The following is a 22,292-nucleotide window of genomic DNA, read 5'->3' as shown; positions in this document are numbered from 1 at the left end:
TCGCCTTGTCCCCGAGAGGATGGATTTCCTATCCCACAGGGACAGGGCTTTTGTATATTTGGAAGGGAGAGCATTTTATGATAAAGCTGACACTGCCGGATGGCTCCGTTCGCGAGGCAGAGGCAGGAACGAGCATACTGGACGTCGTCAAGGGCATGAGCAACTCCTTGGCGAAAAAGGCACTTGCGGCGAGCCTCGACGGCAAGGTCGTCGATCTGACGACGCCGGTCACGAAGGATGCTGCACTGCGCGTGCTGACCTTTGATGATGAGGGCGGCCGCCACGCTCTGCGCCATACGGCGGCGCACGTCATGGCGCAGGCAGTGAAGCGCCTGTATCCGGAGAGCCATGTGCAGCTCGCGATCGGGCCTGCGATCGAGAACGGCTTCTACTACGATTTCGACATGGAGCACCAGCTGACGGATGCCGATCTTCGCGATATCGAAAAGGAAATGAAGAAGATCGTCAAGGAGAACCTGCCGCTTGTCCGCCGTGAGATTCCCCGTGCAGAGGCGATTGCACTCTTCCGTGAGAAGGGGGAGAACTATAAGGTGGAGCTGATTGAGGATCTGCCGGAGGACGAGGTAATCTCCCTCTATACGCAGGGCGAGTTCACCGACCTCTGCGCAGGCCCCCATGTCGTCTCGACCGGCAAGGTCAAGGCATTTAAGCTGCAGAGTGTCGCAGGTGCATACTGGCGCGGCAGTGAGAAGAATAAGATGCTGCAGCGCATCTATGGCACGGCGTTTGAGAAGCAGGAAGAACTCGATGCCTACCTGCACATGTTGGAGGAGGCGGCAAAGCGCGACCACCGAAAACTCGGCAGAGAGCTGGATCTCTTCAGCCTGCACGAGGAGGGACCGGGCTTCCCATTCTTCCATCCAAACGGCATGGCACTGCGCAACGCACTGCTCGACTATTGGCGCGAGGTGCATCGCCGCTACGGCTATCAGGAGATCAGCACGCCTGTGATCCTCAGCCGTAAGCTCTGGGAGACCTCGGGGCATTGGTTCCACTATCGCGAGAATATGTATACCACGGAGATCGACGAAGAGGACTACGCAATCAAGCCGATGAACTGCCCCGGCTGCATGCTCGTCTATCGTTCCCAGCTGCACAGCTATCGCGACCTGCCGCTGCGTCTTGCCGAGCTGGGACTTGTCCATCGTCATGAGCTTTCGGGTGCTCTGCATGGGCTCTTCCGCGTCCGCAACTTCACGCAGGATGATGCGCATCTCTTTGTGACCCCCGATCAGATCGAGGGCGAGATCCAGCACACGATTGACCTCTTCGACGAGGTCTACCGCACGTTCGGTCTGACGTACAAGGCGGAGCTCTCGACGCGCCCCGAGGACTCGATGGGCACGGACGAGATGTGGGAGATGGCGACGAATGGCCTGCAGAAGGCACTGGACAACCGTGGTCTGGACTATGTCGTCAACGAGGGAGACGGCGCATTTTACGGTCCGAAGATCGACTTCCACCTGCGCGACTCCATCGGACGTACGTGGCAGTGCGGCACGATCCAGCTCGATATGAGTCTGCCCGAGAAGTTTGACCTCACCTATGTCGGCGAGGACGGCGAAAAGCATCGCCCTGTCATGCTGCACCGTGTGGTCTACGGATCGATTGAGCGTTTCATCGGCATCCTGATCGAGAACTATGCAGGTGCGTTCCCCGTATGGATGGCACCCGTGCAGGTACGTATCCTGCCGATCACGGAGCGTCATGCCGCATACGCGGAGGAACTGTATAAGAAGATGTTCGACCTTGGCCTCCGCGTCGAGGTGGATGCACGCAACGAAAAGACGGGCTACAAGATCCGTGAGAGCCAGGTCAAGAAGACGCCGTACACGCTGGTGGTCGGCGATCAGGAGATGGAGAGCGGCACAGTCGCCTTCCGCAAGTATGGAGAGAAGGACAGCACAGTCCTGCCTGTCGCGGACTTTATCGCGCTCGTACAGGAAAAAATTGCGACGCGTGCACTGGAGTATTGACAGGATACTCCGATCTGTGGTAATATATCTCACGTTGAAAGCAGAAGCCACCGCTTCTCACCTGCGGGCATAGATGTCTGACGGGTTGCATGAGAGAATGTATGAGGGTGGCTTTATGCCGCCCTTTTCTATTGCCGGATGGCGTAATCATGCGCATCCGTACCAGGAGGTGTTCTTGCCATAAGCAGGGAATCTTTGCGAATCAATGAGGAAATCCATATCCGTGAGGTGCGTGTCACCAGTGCGGAGGGGGAACAGCTTGGCATTATGCTGACGCGCGATGCCCTTCGCATGGCGGAGGAGCAGCATCTCGACCTGGTCGAGGTGGCGCCGAAGGCGAAGCCGCCCGTCTGCCGCATCATGGACTTTGGAAAGTTCCGCTATGAGCAGCAGAAACGTGAGAAAGAAGCGAAGAAGAAGCAAAAGACCATCAGCATCAAGGAAGTCAAGCTGCGTCCGAACATCGACGAGCATGACTTTAATGTCAAGCTGAAGAATGCGCTCCGCTTCGTCGAAGAGGGCAACAAGGTCAAGGTGACGATCATGTTCCGTGGGCGTGAGCTCTCCCATCCGGAACTCGGGCGCGTGGTTCTCGACCGCGTCTCCGAACGGCTGGGCGATCTCGTGTCGATCGAACGCGGTGCGAAGCTCGAGGGAAAGAATATGACGATGATTCTTTCGCCGAAGGTGCAGAAGCCCGCCAAGGCGGCAAAACCCGCGAAGCAGGAAGATAAAGGAGGAAATGGCGATGCCGAAGATTAAAACGCGCCGCGCTGCAGCAAAGCGCTTCACCGTAACAGGGAGCGGAGAATTCCGCCGTAACAAGGCGTACAAGAGACATATTCTGGAGAAGAAGACGCCGAAGCGCAAGCGCAACCTGCGCAAGGCAGCACTTGCTGACAATTCGGACTACAAGCGCATCCGCAAGATGCTCCCCTACGCATAAACGGGGCAATGAAGAGAACCCTACGTGGGTAGGAAACAGGAGGAATTGCTATGCCAAGAGTAAAGAGCGGTGTTACGGCACACCGTCGTCATAAGAAGATTTTGAAGCTTGCCAAGGGCTATCGCGGCTCGCGCAGCAAGCAGTTCAAGAAGGCAAACGAGACCGTCATGAAGGCGCTTTACTATGCGCGCCGTGACCGTCGTGCAAAGAAGGGCACGTTCCGTCGTCTCTGGATCGCACGCATCAATGCAGCAGTGCGTGCGAACGGCATCTCGTACAGCCGCTTTATCGCGGGTCTGACGAATGCAGGGGTCGAGGTCAACCGCAAGATGCTTGCTGATCTCGCCATTGCCGATGCAGCGGCATTCACGCAGCTTGTGAACGTCGCAAAGGAAAATCAGTAAGATGGGAGCAGCCTGATGAGTCATCGGATTCATCAGGCTCTTTTTATACGATGAAAAAGATCGAGACAATCACGAGTGCGGAGAACCCACTCATCCGCCGCCTCTCCGTGCTGGTACGAAGTTCGCGCCGCGCCGCCAAGGAAAATGTATTCTTGGTGGAGGGACTGCGCCTTGCCGAGATGGCAGCGCGCTCAGACGGACAGATCCTACACGCCGTATTGACGGAGCGTGCCTTGGCAGCGGAGCGAGCTGCCATACTGGCAGAGCAGCTGCATCTGCGCGGCGTGCCGGTTAACTGTGTCCCGCCGCGGCTCTTTGCCGCCTGCGCGGAGACGGACGCGCCGCAGGGAATCCTGCTGCTGATGCAGCGTCCCCCCCGCAGATCATTGACCGATCTCGTACACGCGGCGGAGAAAGTACCGTTTTATCTGGCTCTTGATCGTGTGCAGGATCCCGGCAACGTCGGCATGATTCTGCGCACGGCAGATGCAGCGGGCGCAGCGGGCGTGATACTCCTGCGCGGCTGTGCGGATGTATACAGCAGCAAGGTCGTCCGTGCAACGATGGGCTCTCTGTTTTACGTTCCCTTTATCAGCGGCGTCGATGATGAGGAACTCCTGCGTTTCGCACAGGAGCAAAGCCTATATCTCTATGCGGCTGCGTGCGACGCCGATGCTGTGACGCATTTTGCAGCGGATCTGTGCCGCCCCACGATTGTCGTCCTCGGCAACGAGGCAAACGGTGTATCGGAGCGCCTCTTGGGCGCGTGTCAGCACCTCTACGTCCCAATGTGTGGGCAGGCGGAGTCGCTCAACGTCGCCTCGGCCGCCACAGCGATCCTCTATGAGTCGATGCGTCAGCGCAGCTACGCAGGGATATAATAGATATAGTTTTATCACATAGAACTATAAAAAGATTCTTTTATATTATTGACAAAATAAACTAATTTGTAATATCATAAGAGTGAAAAAATTCATATTGTAAGGAAACAGGTGTCGAAAGACTTAATAAGGAATTCGGTATAAGCCGAAGCGGTCCCGCCACTGTAAGAGGAGCCCCGTCATCGTATGCCACTGGAAGAAATTCTGGGAAGGTTTGACAGGGTGAGGAATCTGAGCCAGGAGAATTGCCTGCTTTAACATCACCGTCGATTCGGACGTTGTTCGGAATCGGTACCTGCGAGCGATGGGAAGGGGATCATCTCTGCTTCTTTGTGAAGCAGAGTATCTTCGGCAGGTTTGTTCTGCCGCCTTTTTGAAATGATATGACCGCCTTCGTTCAGAAGGCGGTATTTTTTTGAAAGGAGAGTCCAGTATGTTCTATACTATTGACTGAATATAATGACGGGATTATTTATTTTGGTAATTCTACAGAAATGAGGATAATCTATGTTGTCTCGACGGAAACAAAGACGGCTTGTGTTGGGCGTTATGGGTATGCTGTTGTCTGGTGCGCTGCATCATCCGATGATTGCCGCAGCAAGAGGTACCGCAACTGATACTGGCGGGGAAGAAGAACAGGCATCTGCCATGGTTCAGATGGAGCCGACATCATCGAGTCCTCCGTTGAAATATAGCACTTCTGATATCACCGTCGAGGCGAAGCGTCCCACATGGGAAGATATTCTCTCCCCCGGCACCGTGACCATTATACGCCCAGAGGAGTTCAAGGGCGAACAAAAGACACTGCCTGACTTTCTCAAGATGGTTCCCGGCGTGCATGTACGCGAGGTGCAGGGCAAGGGGCAGTATACGACGGTCACCGTACGTGGCTCGACGGCAGCACAGGTCGGCGTATTCGTCGACGGCGTGCTGACGAACCTCGGCGGCGATGCGGCGGTCGATATCTCGACGATCCCCGTCAGCAATATCGAGCGCATCGAGGTCTACCGCGGCTACATCCCGGCTCGCTTTGCGGGCACCTTCATCGGCGGCATCATCAACGTCGTGACGAAGAAACCGACGGGCGCACATGGATCCGCCGAGATTGGACCGAGCTCCTTCGGCGGGAAAAAAGCCTCCGTTGAGATCACAGCCCCCCTAGGTGCTGGCAGCCTGCTTTTTGGCTACAATCACGAATCGCGTGATGGTGACTTCCCCTACCGCAGCTATGCGGCGGAGCAGTTCTATACAAATACCGACATTGGACGACAGATCGTTGCGACACGGACAGAACTCCAAGGCTACCTCGCTATGACACCAGCAGGGAAAGCCGCGTTTGATATCGCACATGGCGCCGGAGCATGGCAGCAGAATGTAGATGATTGCATCCAGTGGCTGGAGGACAATGGGGGCCGGTTGGTTACTGCTGCGGATGATCCGCACCGCCGGCGGCAATACAATGACTACAGCAATTCGGATCTGCTTGTCAAATGGCAGAATGACGATTGGATGATCAAGGGAACATACAAGACTGTCGATCGGCATCTGCCCGACAGTCTCTGGGTCGATTATCGAAGTTATTTCGATATGATTCAGCCGGGGCTTCTCGTTGATAAATACGATCTCTATAAATACGACAAGCGGCATCAAAAAATCAGTGCAAAGGAGCTGCTCGTACAGCGCCGCTATATAGGAAAGAACTATGAATGGGGCTGGATGGTCGACTACCTCACCCAGAGCAAGGACTACCGCGCCGAGAATATTCACGACGGTCTGCGATACATGATTAAGATTCCCATGCGGGAGTGGAGCCGCTATCGCTCGAAGAAATACAATGTACAGGTGGACGGTACCTATCAGCTCAGCAAGAACAATATGCTCGACTTCCAGATGAATTACTCTCACGAGCGCATGAATATTGACGGCGATGGGCTTAATGAGGTCATCGATGACGTGCAGGCGGGTATCGGCAATCTCTGGGCACAGATGCGCAACCAGTTCGATCAAAATATCTTTAACTTGCAGCTGCAGGATACAATTACGCTTGACAAGAAGCGTTCATGGCAGCTGACGCCTGCCATCCGCTACAATCGTTCACAGATTATAGGATACAGTCAGTTCGGTCGATTCAATCCACTCAAAACATATCGCTGGGTTCACCCGGAGGACAGTCAGGTGGATTCCAAGGTGACATGGCAGCTCGCATTAAAAAAAGAATTCAACAACCACTTTACGATGCGTATGACGGGCGGCACCTACTTCCGCCTGCTCAATATGTACGAAATCGCAGGTGACGGCGCAGGAATCATGCCGGCTCCAATGGATTACAAGGGGAGCGGCGCGAAATTTCCACAGCCCGAGTATGGCAAGCAGTTTGATCTCAGTGCCATTTGGGACGGCAAGTTCCTTGGGGCAGATAATCGAACGACGCTCACATATTTCTGGCGCGATACACAGCGCATGCTCTACCTCTACCGTGCAGGACTCAACTACAGCTCGTACTTCAACGATATGCGCGGGAAGGCGCACGGCATTGAGCTGCAGACGAATTTCCACTGGAAGAAATTCGATCTCGACCTCGAAGGCACGTACCTCAATATAGCGGCGCAGCGCAGGGACTCCTCCCCGGGCGTCCATTATGATTGGTTCGAGGTGCGCCCAACCTATCAACCGAAGTGGGAAGGCAATCTCCGACTGACCTATCGTCCGACGGAGAAGTGGCTCTTCTTCGGTGAGGGACACTATGTTTCGCAGTACTACACGCACTATGCCATCCCGCAGGTCAGGGATCCTGTGGAAAAGGAACTTGCCGGCAGGCCGAGAGCGGCGTTGAAAACAATCAACTTGGGATTCAAGTGGTCGCCGCGCAAGGATATGACGCTGTCGATTGGCTGCAATGACGTGTTCGATGCAGCGTCGAAGCTAAAGGTGCACAGCGTGCAGCGTTACTTAAGCGAACCCAGTTGGGTAAATATCGAGTATCCGCTGCAGGGACGCACTTACTATATGAGCTTCCGCTATGAGTTCTAAAGAATCACCGATAAAAGGAGGAGCATTATGAAATCGCATTTTGGTAAAGTGCAGCGTATGCGGCTTTCTGTTCTCATTATGGGCGGACTGCTCTGTGCTTCGACTGCAAGTGCGGCAAACCTCGTCTCGACCGTCCCATCGGACTACGGAAACAGCGAGATGGGGACCGTGACTGGTTCCCGAGTGACGACGCAGGTGGATGCCGATCCCCAGGTCGGCGTGCTGAAAAACCTCAACCGCGATCCCGCATCCTTTGGCTTCCATCAGAAAGGCAAGAGTATGGTCTTGCTGCGTCAATACACCTATAGCACGACGGAACTGGAAGGGACGAAACTCATCGATCCAAATTCTGCTGGTGCGGCGGCGAGCGTGGCGAGCGGAAAGACGGCAGATGTACCGAATATGCATGCGGCGGCAGGCAGCGATGAATATATTTATATGACCGGCTATGATCTCGGGCAGATCGGTGTCGTGCGCCAAAACGGCAAGCGATTGATGGAAAACAAAAGAGCTGTTGTCAACCTCAAGAATGACATCAAGCAGTACTGCGGCTACAACTTCACCGAGACGTTCAAAAACCTCGACGAAGATTCAAAGGGCGAGAAAGACAAAACCTACACGGGTGACCCTGCAAAAGCACAGGTGCACGGTGAGGCGCTGCTCGTCGAGGGGCGCAGGCTCTATGTGGCGGCGTCCGTCAATCCGCTTGGGGGCTATGATCCCTACGATGACGGCTTCCTGATGCAGTACGACATCCAGGACGACGGCACCCTGAAGTTCGGCAGCTATACGCGCATCAGCCGCAACATCGATCAGGGCAGACTCAATAAGTTCAACGACCATATCCTCATTTCCTGCATCGGCGGCTATCAGCACTATAACGGGACGGGCAATACCCACTATACGGCGCTCAACATCGCCAAGATCGATCAGAATACGGGGCGCATCCTGGGCACGGAGCAGCGCCGCGCTTCTATTCCAGAGCATGTCAAGGGAACCGGCGAGGATATGCGCGATCTGAAGATCCTGCCGAACGGCACTGCCTACGTCATGACGTACAATCTCAGCCCAAGCGGCAGCCAGATCAATGCGCATGTCTACCAGACGACCATGTCCAATCTGATGTCGGAACATCCCGACGATTGGACGGAGATTGCCGTTGCGCACGAACAGGAGGGATGGTTCGGCAAGCTCAACGCCGAATACTATACGAAGCGTCTCTGGCTGGAGCTTGGCGATACTCTGCAGGCCTATACGGACGGCGATGATGCGGCGAAACATATATGGCAGGCGAAGGATTTCTCCGAGAACAAGGCATTCAGCCGCTTCAACAAGATCACGATGATCGAGCCGGACTGGGTCTACGGCACGACGGCATCCGTCGTCATGACGCTGCCGCCGGAACTGGGCGGAACGACGACCGCAGCGACACGCAATGAGAATGCCGTCTGGAAAGACAATGCCGTATACACCGATACGGTCACGACGCGGCAGAGCTGGGACGGTGATACCGTTGTCAGCATCGGGCAGGATAAGCTCGGCGACAAGTCGACGAATGTGCTTGCGGCGATTTCTGCAGCCGGAGGTAAGCGCCTTAATATCAGCGCAAAGAAAAACCTCCTGCAGCTGCAGGTGGAAAACACGGTGGGAAATCCGACGGGAATCTATGCCAGGGGAACGGATCTCACGGTAAGTGCGGCAAAGGGCATCAATATCCTCACGCGAGGGCTTGACGGCGGCAATACCCTGACAAATGCCGTTCAGCTTGATGCGATGAAAAACAAGGCGGCGCAGCTTACCATCAACGGACCGCTCAGTATCTCGATGACAGGCGGCCTTGGCGGCAACGGCGTCGCGATCCAAAAGAGTGACCGTTTTGGAGAAAAATCTTATGAAGCGGGCACCACATCGGGGATCCGCATCAACGGCAATCTGAAGATCGCAGGTGAACAGACGGATCAGTGGGGTATTCCGCTCAATCGTGAGAATGTATTCTCGCGCTTCAACAATGCAGGCATTCTTACGCAGGTCGAAAAGAGCAATGTGACCGTAAACGGCGATGTGGATATGACCGTCTACGGCAACGGCGTGACGACGAATGCGAAGGACAGCAGCGTACGCATCGCAGGCGGCGGCTCCATCCAAGTGCCTGCCGCTATGAAGTACAGCTACTATGCGCTTGCCGCCTATCAGGGCGCGATTTCCATGAATATGGGCGATGACGGGACGAAACTCGGCAACGGCAAAAAAATAAATGAAATTGCTGATGTAAAGCTCGACGGCGACCTATTTGTGCTGCCCAAGGGCAGACTCGACGTCGCCCTCATGACAGACAAGTCCTACCTGCACGGCCTTGTGGATAACGGCGGTACGGCGAATCTCTATCTGCAGAACGGTGCAGCATGGCTGAATGAGGGGCGCAATGCGCGCTACTATCAGGACAACGAAGACATCGGCGCGGGCGCGCTCACTGATGTCGCAGGAAAGAAGATCTATGTCGGCAGAAGCCGTGTCACCAATTTCTATGGCGGGACGACAGAGGCCACACGCGGCATCATCTACCAAAAGGATTCGGATGCAATGACGCTTGATAATTACAGCGGCCATACAACAGCTGTTTATCGGCATGATGAAGCAACACCAACAGCCTTTAAGGGGGGTGATATTGTCATCGGCAAGGCTGTGGGAACTGAGAATGTTTTCACGCTCTTTACCGACGCAAACGGGGTGACAGCAGCCAATCAAGACACCGTATTGAATGCGCTTGCCAATAAGCTGACGTACAAGAATTTCGCCGACGGGAAACTCAAAGGCAAACTCGCGATCGGTGAGGGACTGACGGCCTCCTCCATCAATAAAAACATTACCTTTGCGACGGAACGCGGCAGCTACGTCAGTGGAGGTCCTACACCTCCGCCGCCAAGCACGGAACAGACAAAGACGGAGTTCACCTCGCAGCTTACACAGAAGGAAGTTGCCGAGTACAAGGCGGCCAATGTCGAGCCGTCGCCCGGCAATTACAAGTTCACGAAGGACACGACGATTCGCAGAAGCTCCTATGACGGCATCATCGCAGCAGCAACCTATCCAAAACAGCTGCTCAATGTCGATGCAAGGGAGCATAAGCTGACCTTGATCGGCGACGGCAGCAACTTTATCCTCGGTGTGGACAACAACAGCAAGGATGGCATAAAGATCACGGCGGATACGCTGAAGATTGATGTAAAGAGCAGCGACGGTCGTGCTTTTGGCATACGCAATAATCAGGACAGCTCTGTCATCACAATCAAGGGTGATCTCGATATCAAGGCGCAGAGCGGCCAGACTGCGCAGGGGCTCGTCACGAGTCGAGGCGCAGCGATTGAAACGGATGGGCTGCATGTAGAGCTGAACAAGGATTCGGTGGGCGGCGCTTGGGCCATCAGCAACAGCAATGGCACGGTTACGGTCAACAGCGACGGCAGCCATGAGGTGGTCATCAACGGCAATGTCCAGACGGGTGAGGAAGGAAACACCAATATCTCGCTGACGACAGGGCAGTCCGCCCTGAACGGCGTCATCCAAAAGGTGGCGCCGAGCGACGGCGAGGATGAAGAAGAGGATGAAGCATTCAGTCTCCCGGTCATTCTTCAGCAAAACGGCGCAGCAAAAGGCAATGTGCTGACCCTGCAGAACGGTGCAGTTTGGGCGAATGGGGACTACAACAAGCAGAAGAGTGCACTCACTGCAGCGAAATTCACAGGGAGTTGGCTGCGTTTCCTCAAGGGCGGCGATGATGCTGCTCATGCGGGCGTGATCTTCCAGAGAGACAGCAAGGATATCATGGTCGACAACTACAGCGGCAATACGCGTGTATTCTATACGCATGACGCTGCAGCGCCGACAACGATCATCGGCGCTGCGCTGAAGATTGGCAAGGCGTCTGAGGGCAGCAGCATTACGCTGACGACGGACAACAGCGGTTTGAATACGGAGGCAGCATCGGGCGCCGATAAGAAGCTGGTGGATAATACGCTCAATGCGCTCGCCAACAAGCTCTGGTACACGGCCTATACGATGGGCGAAAGAAATCTCTCCGGCAAGGCGGAGATCGCTGAAGGACTAACCACTTCTGCTGCCAGCAAGCGCATTGAGAATATCACATTCGATATGGCGAGCGGACAAGGCAGCTATACACCGGCTCCGCCAACCCCTCCGACCCCGCCGAGCGGGGAGCAGACGAAGACGGAGTTCACTGAGCAGCTCACGCAGAAGGAAGTTGCCGAGTACAAGGATGCCAATGTTGAACCTAGTCCGGGAAACTATAAGTTCACGAAGGATACGACCATATCCAAGACATCTTATGCCGGAGCCATTTCCAACACGGGATTTCCCAAAAATCCGCTGACGATTGATGCTGGTGGACATGTGCTGACGGTCAAGGGAGAAGGAAATAACGGGCTTGTCACGGGGATTAAAAACAGTGGGGAAAAGGGCATTGCGATTGCTGCAGATACGGTAAAGATCAATGTCAAGAGTGGCACGGGAAAGGCATATGGTGTTTGGAATGCTAAGAACGGCTCAACAGTCAAAATAACAGGGAATTTGGATATATCTGCCACGGGCGGTGATGCGGCAAAGGGACTTTCTGCGAGTAAGGATGCTGCAATCGAGACGGACGGTCTGGATGTCACACTGAATAAATCCTCTTTGGATGGTTGGTCTATCGACAACAATGGGACCATCAAGGTAAACAAGGGAGGCACGCATGAAGTAATCTTGCGTGGAAATATTCATTCAGGAGCCAATGGCAGTACAGATCTGTCACTGGCTACAGCGGAGTCCGCTTTGAACGGTGTTGTTCATAAGGAGGGAGAGGCAGCAAATGGAGTGAGCCTCTTATTGACGAACGGTGCCGTGTGGAACAATCAAGATTGGAATCAGTCCTCTGCTGTTCTCGAAAAGATCTCTTTTGCTGGCAGCCGTCTTGTCTCTTTGAAAGGCGGCAGCAATGCCAGCAATGCGGGGGTGATCTTCCAGAAGAACGACAAGGACATTTCGATCGACAACTACAGCGGCTATACGCGCGTATTCTACGCGCATGAAGCGGCAACGCCGACGACGATGAAGGGCGGCGACTTCCGCATCAAGAACGCGGCGGCAGACAGCGCCATCACGCTGACGACGGACAGCACGGGTCTCAATACGGAATCGACGAAAGCGGCGGACAAGAACCTTGTCAGCGCGACGCTCAATGCGCTGGCCAACAAGCTCTGGTACACGGCCTATACGACGGGGGAAAGGAATCTCACGGGCAAGGCGGAGATCGCCGAAGGTCTGACAACATCGGCGGCCAGCAAACGCATCGAAGATATTACGTTCGACGGGACGACGGGACAGGGCAGCTATGTCTATACGCCGCAGTCCGAGGTGACGACCGATCCGATTAAGGAATCGGAAACGCTGACCTATGACCGCCAGGCACTTGCTGCACAGCCAAATACCAAGGGAAACCGCGTCGTCTCGGCGCTCTATACAGAAAACAGTGCCTATGACAAGCAGCATCCGATGGTCGTCGATATGAACGGGCACAGCCTGCGCATTGAGGCAAACAGTAAGAACCAGATTGCCAGTGCGATCTACGGCGGCAACAACAAGAGCATTCGGATTGTGAACAGTGGTGAGAAAAAGGCGCTGACCATTAAGGCCTCGAATACGGATACACGTGCGGCGAACGGCATCCAGACGGATGCGAATGCCCATATCTATATTCAAGGCCCTGTTACGATCGAAGACGTTCATGCGAAGGGATACAATGCGACGGCTATTCAGACCTCCGGTACCATCGGCTCTCCGAGCGACGTTACGATCGACGGTGATCTCACCGTGCAGTCCGTGCGTGCTGACCGCGTGGATACGAAAAATAAGGGCGCAGATGACGGACGCAATCTGGCTGCACTCCAAACAACGGCCGATGAGTCCAAGATTACAGTCAAGGGCAATGTCGATATTCAGAATATCAAGGGCAGTGTGCTGAAGACTGTCGGCGCAGACAGCGTGATCGATGTCGGCGGCGGTACGATGTCGGCTGCCGAGGACGTCGATCAAACGAAGCAGTATCGTGCCGTACATGTCCAAAAGGGCACGGTGAACATCAATACGCCAGAGGGCATCAGCGGAAGCAGACGGACAAACATCACAGGTGATATGTATGTTACGCGTGAGTATGGAAAGAAGACAGTCGAATACACCGGTGGACAACTTGTCGATTTTGACTCGAATGGTGTACTGAATGTTTCTTTGACAACGGCAGATTCTTCGTGGATGGGCGCCGCGACGTATGACGTCAATCGGGCGGATTTCCAGAAGGGCGGCTTCACGGCACACGATGTGGGGCAGTTCAATTTGACCTTGCAAAATGGTGCCCACTGGACGAATGAACGAAAATCCGGTGTTACAAACAAGTGGCTGGGCAGTCATCTTGCCTCGTTTACGGGCGGCAGTGACGCCTCCCATGCGGGTGTGATCTTTCAGAAGAACGCCAATGACATCACGATCGACAACTACAGTGGCTATGCGCGCGTATTCTACGAGCACGATGCCGCGACGCCGACGGTGATGACGGGCGGCGACTTCCGCATCAAAAACGCAGCGGGCGGCAGCAGCGTCATCACACTGACGACGGACAATGCGGGACTCAATACGCAATCCGCAAAGGCCGCCGACAGGAATCTCGTGAACGCAGCGCTCGACGCTCTGGCAAAGAAGCTCTACTACACCGCATATACGAGCGGTCAACGCAGCCTCTCAGGCAAGGTGGAGATTGCCGAAGGTCTGACCACATCGTCTGTAAGCAAACGCCTTGAGAATATCACGTTCGACACGGCGAGCGGCCAGGGCAGCTATGTCTATACCCCCGCTGTGGAGCCACCGGACGCTCAGACACAGACGGAGTTCACCACCGCCATCACAGGCGATGAGGTGCATGATGCTCCGTATGTGAATGCCGGTGTCCGCAAGGCAGACGGCAGGTATATCTTCACGAAAGACTCCACCATTACGACCGGCAAGGATTTGATTTCGGCCGGCGCGTGGATGAGCAATATCAGCGCGGCGATATCCAGTGCCAATAATGGAAAGATACTCGATATCGATCTGAGCGGAAAGAACCTCGCCGTCAATACAAAGACGGATGTCAGCACGACTGGCATCTCGTCCATTGGCAAGAACTCGAAAGTCAATATCAAGAATGCCGGAGCCATCTCTATTGATGCAGAGAGCACGGCAGGCGGACAGACTGCGGCGCTCTTTGTCAACGGCGGCGGCGCGCTCCACATTCAGAACGGCGGCAGCAACCTTGAGGATAAGGTGCTGAAGATGCGTTCCAATGGAACCGCAAAGACGAACGTTGCCGTCATCAAGTCGATGAACGGTGTGAACGGTGTCGAGTCGAACATCACGATCGACGGTCTTGTTGATGTGCTGGCAGACGGAAATGATGCGGCAAACGGCAAGGGCGCAAATGAAGCGGTGAGTGCTGTCGCCTCGAAGATTGACATCGGCGGCGGTTCCATCCGTGCCATCAATGGTGCATGGGCAGCGATCCGCGCCTATGGCGAATTTGTCACGCAGAACTACGGTGCCGTCAACTTCAACGTCACGAAGGGAGCGGACGGTCTCGCGAACGGTGCCGGTACGAACCGCGCCGTTGTCGAGGGCGATATCGTCACGAACGGCGGCATGGGCACGAAAGGCCGTGTGAGCGTTGGTCTTGCGACCGCGGATTCACACTGGATCGGCAACTATGCCGATACGCGCGGCTACGGTGTGACGCCGGGCCAGCTCGGTGCAGTCAACCTCTTTATGAAGAACGGTGCCTATTGGAAGGGATTCTCCAACGGCTCTATGAAGGTGGAGATGAGCGGCGCGGGCACGAACTGGACAGGCTTCAATATTGGAGACAATTTGCAGCTTAAACTTTCCGACGGTGCGATCTGGCACAACGCCATCACGCCGGAGCAGAAAGACCAGGACAACAACGCCGCAATCAGCAAAGTTAAGTATTTCACGGGCGAAGGCGGCTTCATCGACATGACGGGAACGAACCGTTTCCTCGCGTCGAGTCAAAGCCTCAGCGGCGCCCCCGTAAAGACGGGTTCTTCCTCCATTGAGGAGAAGGGACTTGGCGAGACGGGCGATCTCATGATCGATGAGTTCAACGGTTCGACGACGATGCTCTATCGCCACGACGCAGCGACGCCGACGACGATCTGCGGCGGAAAGGTCACGATCGGGAAAGCGGCGGCAGGCAGTCTCGTCAAGATGGTGACAGACAATGTCGGCCTCAATCCGGAATCCACAAAGGCAGCAGACAAGAATCTCGTGAGCGCAGCGCTCAACGCACTCGCGAACAAGCTCTACTATACGGCCTATACGACGGGAGAGAGGAATCTCACGGGTAAGGCTGAGATCGCTGAGGGCCTCACGACATCGTCTGCAAGCAAGCGCATCGAGAACATCACATTCGATGCGGCGAGCGGCCAGGGCGGCTACGTCTACACGCCGGCAACAGAACCGAACCCGAATCCCAACCCGAACCCCAATCCGAATCCGAATCCCAATCCAAACCCGAATCCGAACCCCAATCCAAACCCGAATCCGAACCCCAATCCGAATCCCAATCCCAATCCAAATACGCAGATCGAATACGGTGACTATGAGACAAAACTCATGAGCGGCGTCAAATCCGCGATGACCGCATCCTCGATGGCTTGGCGGGCTGAGGCGAACGACCTCATGAAGCGTATGGGCGACCTCCGTCTCTCGCCGCAGGATACCGGTATCTGGGCACGTGCCTACCGCGGCAAAGCTACCAGCAACAAGGACAATGCCAACTTCCGCATGAACTATTCCACCATTCAGGTCGGCTATGACAAGAAGGTTGGAAATGACTGGCGCGTCGGTATTGCAGGAAGCTACATGAATGGCTCCTCCACCTACGCAGCCGGCAGCGGCAAGAACAAAGAGGGCAACCTCGGCATCTACGGCACATGGACGGGCAAATCCGGACAGTATGTCGATCTCATCGCAAAGGTCGGCCGCCTGAACAACGAGTACACCGTCTACAACGACTTCGGCCACTATGTGAAGGGGGATTACAGCACATGGGGCGGTTCGCTTTCGGCAGAGTACGGCAAGCGCATCGCGATGAAGGGAGGAACCTTCATTGAGCCGCAGGCTGAGCTGATTTACAGCCATCTGAACGGTGTAAGCTATACCGGCAGCACAGACTACATCGGCATGAACATGTATGTGCACCAGAAGCCGTTTGACAGCTTCATCGGGCGTCTCGGCTTTGGCTTTGGCAAGGAGACCGAGCGCAGCACGTACTATGCGAGAGTCTCGCTCTACCACGAGTTCGCAGGCGACCTGCATACGGACTACTCGGACGGCTTTACACCGAAGAGCACGATGCAGAACGGCAGCGATACGTGGGTCGGCGTGCAGCTCGGCGGCACGGTGAAACTCAACGACCGCACGAACCTGTACGGCAACTTCGAGAAGACCTTCGGCGGCGACATCAAAACCGCATGGCGTATGGATGCCGGTATGCGCTGGAGCTTCTAGGGAATTGCTGATAAGATGAAGTTTGTCGGGGCAGCGTAGATTGATAAAAAAGCGCAGGAAAGTTTTTCTGCGCTTTTTTTGTGCGTGTACAGGAAAAAAGGCTATTTCGATTGGTGAATTTATACCGATGGCGGTGGCTTGCGCAGGGGATATCATATAAAAAATGCTGCACGCAGTGAAACACCGTCATGCAGCAGAGCGACTATTCTATTTGTTCTTTCTAGGGAATTGCTGATAAAATGAAGTCCGTCAGATCGGCGGTGCTGAATGATCAGCACTTCTCCAGCATGGCGAGCAGTTCATCCTTCGTGATGAGCCCGACGGACTCATCGACGGGTTCTCCGTTCTTGAAGAAGATGAGGATCGGCATGCTCATCACGCCGTATCGCTCGGCAATGTCCTGTGCATCATCCACATTGATCTTGCAGAACTTGACATCGCTGCGTGCGGTGGAGGCTTCCTCCAGCACGGGAATGAGCATACGGCACGGCATACAGTATGTCGCCAAAAAATCGACGACGACCGTACGATTTTCCGTTAGGACTTCGGATGCAAATGTTTCTCTCGTTAATTCGATGACCGCCACAGCCTGAATCTCCTTTGCAGTAGTATGGATATACGGATAATACCACGCCGATGGTGATGAACTTTTGTTTATCCGTGCTTCTATGAACGCTGCCTATTATTATAAAAAAAAAGAAATTTTTTCAAGAGATATAGGAAAAAGTCATTGAATCTTTTTTCCTAATAATAAGAGCTCTTCCTTGCGGCCGTTGGTTGCATGTCCCGAAGAAAAAGTATATAATAATAAAAGAGAAAGTTTAATTTATTTGCCATAGAGTGATGGAGAAGAGGGGAACGGAAGATGGCAGGGAAGAAAAGAGCACCGCTGAGCCCGATACTCAGGCAGAACAAGCGGATCTTTGATTTGATGAAAAACACGACCTCTGACTATGCTTTCATGATGGATCCGGCTGCCGATGTGTTTCTTGCTTCACCCACGTTTGTCCGTGATTATGCGCTGCCATCGGAGACGCTGACTCATGTCGCCGACGTGCTGCATCCCTTGATCTGCGTACAGGATCGCCGCGCCTTTGATGCGATATTTTCCTCGCTGATGGACGTGACGGAGGGGCGGGAACGGCAGCTGGACTTTCGTATTACGAATGCGAAGGGCGATCTCACATGGCTGCGCCTGAAGGGGAAGATCGGACTGTCCGAGGATGGACATCCGAATCTCTTCGTTGGGACGATCAGCCAGCTTGCACGCCGTAATGCAGCAGACTCGGTGACGGGACTGCTGAACCGCTATCAGTTCACTGAGGATCTTGGCGAGGCACTGCGCGCAGCACGTGAGACGGGGAAGGGCGGCGGTCTCCTCGTCATGGGCATCGATAATTTCCGCACGGTGAACGAGGCGTTTAACCATGAGATCGGTGACGTGATTCTGCGGGAGATTTCGGAGTGTATCCTGCAGAATGTGCCGCGGCGTCTTTCACTCTATCGCCTGGATGGTGATGAGTTCGGACTCATCTATCCGGAGGCAGATGAGGAGATGCTGAGGGAGTTTTTCATCCGCGTTCAGCGCGAGTTCGCGCACCCGCAGGTATATGACGGACGGCAGTATCTTGTCACCATGTCGGCGGGCATGGTGTTCTATCCACAGGCGGCGCGTGATCCTCTTGTTCTGCATAAATACGCGCAGGCGGCACTGGATACGGCGAAAGCCGGCGGAAAGAACCGACTGAATGCGTTCTCAAAGGAGGTCTATAACCGCTGGCTGCGGTCGCTGACGATTCAGGAGCAAATTCTTGAGGATGTCAAGGCTGGCTGCCGCAATTTCGAGCTTTACTTCCAGCCGCAGGTCGCAGGCGACGACCAGCATATTGTCGGTGCGGAGACGCTGCTCCGCTGGAAGAACGAAAAGGGGCACATGGTCGCGCCCATGGAATTCATCCGCATCCTTGAGGAGACTAAGACCATTGTGCCCGTCGGGCGATGGATCTTTGAGCAGGCACTGCGCGTCTGCAAGGAGTGGCGGAAGAAGATTCCGAACTTCTGCATGAGTGTCAACATGAGCTATGAGCAGATCAAGGATCTCTCGTTCCTTAAGTTCATCGAGGACTGCCTGCATCGGCATGATATGCCGCCGGATGCCGTCGTCCTCGAACTGACGGAGAGCAAGATCGTCAGCGATCTGAAATTTGTCAATGCGCAGTTCGATGCATTTCGGTTGCATGGCATCAAAATTGCCATGGATGATTTCGGTACGGGGTACTCCTCGCTGTCCTCACTCAAGAATCTGAACTGTGATATCATCAAGATCGACCGTGCGTTTGTCATGCGGATTCTGGACAATCATTTCGATCAGAAGCTCGTCGAGTATACGGTGGAGCTTTGCCACAGCATCGGCAAGACCACCTGCATCGAGGGGGTAGAGAGTCAGGACGAGTACGACTGCCTCGTCAAGATCTGCAAGACCGATACGATTCAGGGCTATCTCTTTGGACGCCCTGAACCGCAGGATGTATTTGAACAAAAGTTTTTGGGGATGTAATGGGAAGAGAAAAAGCAGAGGAGGGGCTGACCTCACTCGGCGCGCAGCGGACGGACTACGGATATGACTATGCGCCTGAGGCATTGGAGACCTTTCAAAATCAGCATACGGATCACGACTACTGGGTACGCTTCAACTGCCCCGAGTTTACGACACTCTGTCCGATTACGGGGCAGCCGGACTACGGAACGATCTATATTTCCTATATGCCGGCGGAGCGCATGGTCGAGAGCAAATCACTGAAGCTCTATCTGGTGAGCTTTCGCAACCACGGCGACTTCCACGAGGATGTTGTCAATGTCATCATGCGTGATTTGATCCGCCTGATGGCACCGAAGTACATCGAAGTACAGGGGAAATTCCTGCCGCGCGGCGGTATCTCGATCGACCCCTATGCAAACTACGGCATCTCGGGGACCAAGTACGAGACACTGGCGTGGGAGCGCCTCGCACAGCACGACCGTGTACCAGAACGGGTGGACAACCGTTGACGGCGCGGCAAAAACGGATCGCTCTCATCAATGACATCACGGGCTTTGGCCGCTGCTCAGTGGCAGTCCAGCTCCCGCTGATCTCTGCGATGCGCGTCCAGGCATGCCCGCTCCCGACGGCGATTCTTTCCGTACATACGGGCTTTCCGAACCACTATCTCGACGATTACACGGCGCGTATGCGCCCGTACATGGAGAACTGGGCGGAGAACGATCTCGATTTCGATGCGATCCTCACGGGCTTTCTCGGCTCGGAGGAGCAGATCGAGGTCGTGCTCGATGCGGTGCATACGTTTAAGGGCAAGGACACGCTGGTCATTGTCGATCCCGTGATGGGAGATCATGGAAAGCTCTACTCCTCGTATACGCCCGCACTCTGTGCGAAGATGCGTCAGCTTATGCCGTACGCAGACGTCGTGACGCCGAACCTCACGGAGGCGTGTCAGCTCCTCGATCTGCCGTATCCGCCGGGCGGCGCAGTGACCGATGCAGAGCTGTCTCACATGGCATACCAGCTCGCAGCGATGGGGCCGCGTGCTGTTGTCATTACCGGCCTTCACGCGGGTGACTGCGTGCGCACGTACCTCTATGAGGATGGAGAGAGCCGCTGCTACGACCATGTGAAGATCGGGCGTGATCGTTCCGGTTCGGGTGATGTGTTTGCGGCGATTGTCGCGGCGTCCCTCGTGCGCGGTGTCCCACTTGCGGACGGGGTGAAATGTGCCGCCGACTTTATCGGTCACTGCCTCACCTATGCGGAGGAGCTGGATCTGCCGTGGAATTACGGGCTGCCCTTTGAGGAATTTATGGGCGAGCTGACCAAACTGTAAGGATGTACAACAAAAAAGCTGCCGTAAGGGCAGCTTTTCTCATTTCTGTGTATAATTAGGAGCATATTATGATTGTTTACGCGACCCATGCGGGCGGACGTTATTTGCCGATGGAGGAGAGTCTGCGCGAACAGCCTGAGGGCAAGCGTGCCATCTACGTCAATATTACGAACTCCTGCAACTGTGACTGCGTTTTCTGTCTGCGCAGCATGAAGGAGATGGCGAAGGAGTCCTCGCTCTGGATTGACCATGACCCGACACTTTCTGAGATCACGGAAGAGCTCGACCGCCTGCCGTGGGAATACATCTCCGAAGTCGTATGCTGCGGCTTCGGAGAGCCCCTGATGCGCCTAGACATAGTGCTCGGTGTCCTGCGCCATGTCAAGAAAAATCATCCGCAGGTGCCGACGCGCGTCAATACGAACGGACTGGGCGAGCTGGAGCATGGCACCGTCTTTGCACAGCGCTTTGCAGGGCTGCTCGACACCATCTCCATCAGTCTCAATGCATCGAATGCCGAGCGTTATCTTGCGCTCACGCGCTCGAAGTTCGGCATCGGTTCCTATGAGGCGATGCTCACCTTTGCCGAGCACTGCAAGCCCTATATTCCAAATGTCGTACTCACCGTCGTGGAGAAGGTGGAGAACGAGGAGGAGATCGCTCGCTGCCGCAAGATCTGTGCGGAGCGCGGACTGACCCTGCGCGTGCGCACGTACGAGGACAGCTAAGGGCTCACTGCTTTCAGATCACCGTCATTCCCTAAGCCATTATAGCGTCAGCTTCGCCCCATAGAGCGGCGTTTGCCGGTCCATCGCGGCGAGGAGGCGCGGCACGGGGAGTACGCGCAACAGGATGAAGCAGATCACCGCCTCGGGGACGAGGTAGGTCGCGTTGAACACGAGGGAATACAGATAGGGCGACATTCCCTCCGGCGCGTACGAGCCGAAGAATACAGCACCCGAGATAAAGTGGCAAGCGAAGCGTGCCGCAAAGGCGAGTGCGGCTCCCGTGAAGATCCGTCCCGGTACGGCAGCGGCAATCGCGAGTGCCATATAGGGCAGCGGATAGTCGAAGAGCACCTGCAGGGGGTGCAGGATGAACGCATCCTGCATGAGGTTGATCATGCCGTAGAGGAAGCCCGCGAGACAGCCGATGCCCGCCCCGTAACGGTAGGTGAGAAAGAGGAGGGGAATCATCCCGCCGATGGTGACGCTGCCGCCCTGCGGCATGTGAAAGATGCGCAGCTGATGCAGTACGATCGTGAGCGCGAGCATCAGTGCGACGCTGATGAGCATGTGGGTCGTGAAGTGAATGCGCCGCATCTGCAGATAGCCGAGGATCAGGATGAGTACGGCGAGCAGCGCAAAGAGACTGGTCGGCTGCGCGATCAGATCGGCAGTACTTTTCATGAGTGTATCCATGGAGACCTCCTGTGGGGATACAATTTGTGTGGGGGACATCGGTGTCCGGTACTTCGTATAGAATACTATAAAAACGATGTTTGTTCAAATTGAAAATGTGCTCTTTGCAGACATTCCCTTCATCTTATC

13 protein-coding genes and 1 riboswitch are annotated in these 22,292 nt (G+C 55.0%); of the genes, 11 read left to right on the top strand and 2 right to left on the bottom strand.

Annotation, left to right across the window (positions count from 1 at the left end; genetic code table 11):
- Nucleotides 1–77: 77 nt before the first annotated feature.
- From thrS to HMPREF9166_RS03170, 7 genes are all read left to right on the top strand, one after another.
- A complete protein-coding gene (gene thrS / locus HMPREF9166_RS03200; protein WP_009442623.1) occupies nt 78–1,997 on the top strand; it encodes a threonine--tRNA ligase in 1,920 nt (639 codons plus the stop codon).
- Between the two features lie 195 nt (nt 1,998–2,192).
- Nucleotides 2,193–2,759 (top strand): translation initiation factor IF-3, encoded by a 567-nt coding sequence (infC, locus tag HMPREF9166_RS03195; RefSeq protein WP_009442622.1) that lies wholly within the window; start codon nt 2,193–2,195, stop codon nt 2,757–2,759.
- A complete protein-coding gene (gene rpmI / locus HMPREF9166_RS03190) occupies nt 2,746–2,943 on the top strand; it encodes a 50S ribosomal protein L35 (protein ID WP_039980908.1) in 198 nt (65 codons plus the stop codon). The genes infC and rpmI overlap by 14 nt, the downstream gene beginning before the upstream one ends.
- A 50-nt stretch (nt 2,944–2,993) precedes the next feature.
- Nucleotides 2,994–3,347 (top strand): 50S ribosomal protein L20, encoded by a 354-nt coding sequence (gene rplT / locus HMPREF9166_RS03185; protein WP_009442620.1) that lies wholly within the window; start codon nt 2,994–2,996, stop codon nt 3,345–3,347.
- A 50-nt stretch (nt 3,348–3,397) separates the two neighbouring features.
- Nucleotides 3,398–4,228 carry an RNA methyltransferase gene (locus HMPREF9166_RS03180; RefSeq protein ID WP_009442619.1) on the top strand — a complete coding sequence of 277 codons (831 nt, stop codon included), beginning with the start codon at nt 3,398–3,400 and terminating at the stop codon, nt 4,226–4,228.
- Between the two features lie 92 nt (nt 4,229–4,320).
- Nucleotides 4,321–4,496: riboswitch (cobalamin riboswitch) on the top strand.
- Between the two features lie 281 nt (nt 4,497–4,777).
- Nucleotides 4,778–7,258 (top strand): TonB-dependent receptor, encoded by a 2,481-nt coding sequence (locus HMPREF9166_RS03175; RefSeq protein WP_009442618.1) that lies wholly within the window; start codon nt 4,778–4,780, stop codon nt 7,256–7,258.
- A 27-nt stretch (nt 7,259–7,285) separates the two neighbouring features.
- Entirely contained in the window at nt 7,286–16,864 is a 9,579-nt protein-coding gene (locus HMPREF9166_RS03170; protein ID WP_009442617.1) for an autotransporter outer membrane beta-barrel domain-containing protein, read from the top strand.
- 271 nt (nt 16,865–17,135) lie between these two features.
- Here the strand turns inward: HMPREF9166_RS03170 and trxA are convergent, their stop codons facing one another.
- Entirely contained in the window at nt 17,136–17,450 is a 315-nt protein-coding gene (gene trxA / locus HMPREF9166_RS03165) for a thioredoxin (RefSeq protein WP_009442615.1), read from the bottom strand.
- 279 nt (nt 17,451–17,729) lie between these two features.
- Between trxA and HMPREF9166_RS03160 the strand changes: the two genes are divergently transcribed.
- From HMPREF9166_RS03160 to HMPREF9166_RS03145, 4 genes are all read left to right on the top strand, one after another.
- Entirely contained in the window at nt 17,730–19,421 is a 1,692-nt protein-coding gene (locus HMPREF9166_RS03160) for a bifunctional diguanylate cyclase/phosphodiesterase (RefSeq protein ID WP_009442614.1), read from the top strand.
- A complete protein-coding gene (gene queF / locus HMPREF9166_RS03155) occupies nt 19,421–19,912 on the top strand; it encodes a preQ(1) synthase (RefSeq protein ID WP_009442613.1) in 492 nt (163 codons plus the stop codon). The genes HMPREF9166_RS03160 and queF overlap by 1 nt, the downstream gene beginning before the upstream one ends.
- Nucleotides 19,909–20,742 (top strand): pyridoxamine kinase, encoded by an 834-nt coding sequence (locus HMPREF9166_RS03150; RefSeq protein WP_009442611.1) that lies wholly within the window; start codon nt 19,909–19,911, stop codon nt 20,740–20,742. The genes queF and HMPREF9166_RS03150 overlap by 4 nt, the downstream gene beginning before the upstream one ends.
- A 68-nt stretch (nt 20,743–20,810) precedes the next feature.
- A complete protein-coding gene (locus tag HMPREF9166_RS03145) occupies nt 20,811–21,470 on the top strand; it encodes a TatD family nuclease-associated radical SAM protein (protein WP_009442610.1) in 660 nt (219 codons plus the stop codon).
- Nucleotides 21,471–21,509: 39 nt separating this feature from the next.
- Here HMPREF9166_RS03145 and thiT read toward each other — a convergent pair whose 3' ends face one another.
- On the bottom strand, nt 21,510–22,163 hold the full coding sequence (gene thiT, locus HMPREF9166_RS03140; RefSeq protein WP_039980906.1) for an energy-coupled thiamine transporter ThiT: 654 nt from the start codon (nt 22,161–22,163) through the stop codon (nt 21,510–21,512).
- Nucleotides 22,164–22,292: the final 129 nt, after the last annotated feature.

The organism is Selenomonas sp. oral taxon 149 str. 67H29BP, from assembly GCF_000146365.1.
In the GTDB taxonomy this organism is placed as follows: domain Bacteria; phylum Bacillota; class Negativicutes; order Selenomonadales; family Selenomonadaceae; genus Centipeda; species Centipeda felix.
Note: the sequence above shows the minus strand (reverse complement) of the source record. Positions and strands in the feature narration are given on the sequence as shown.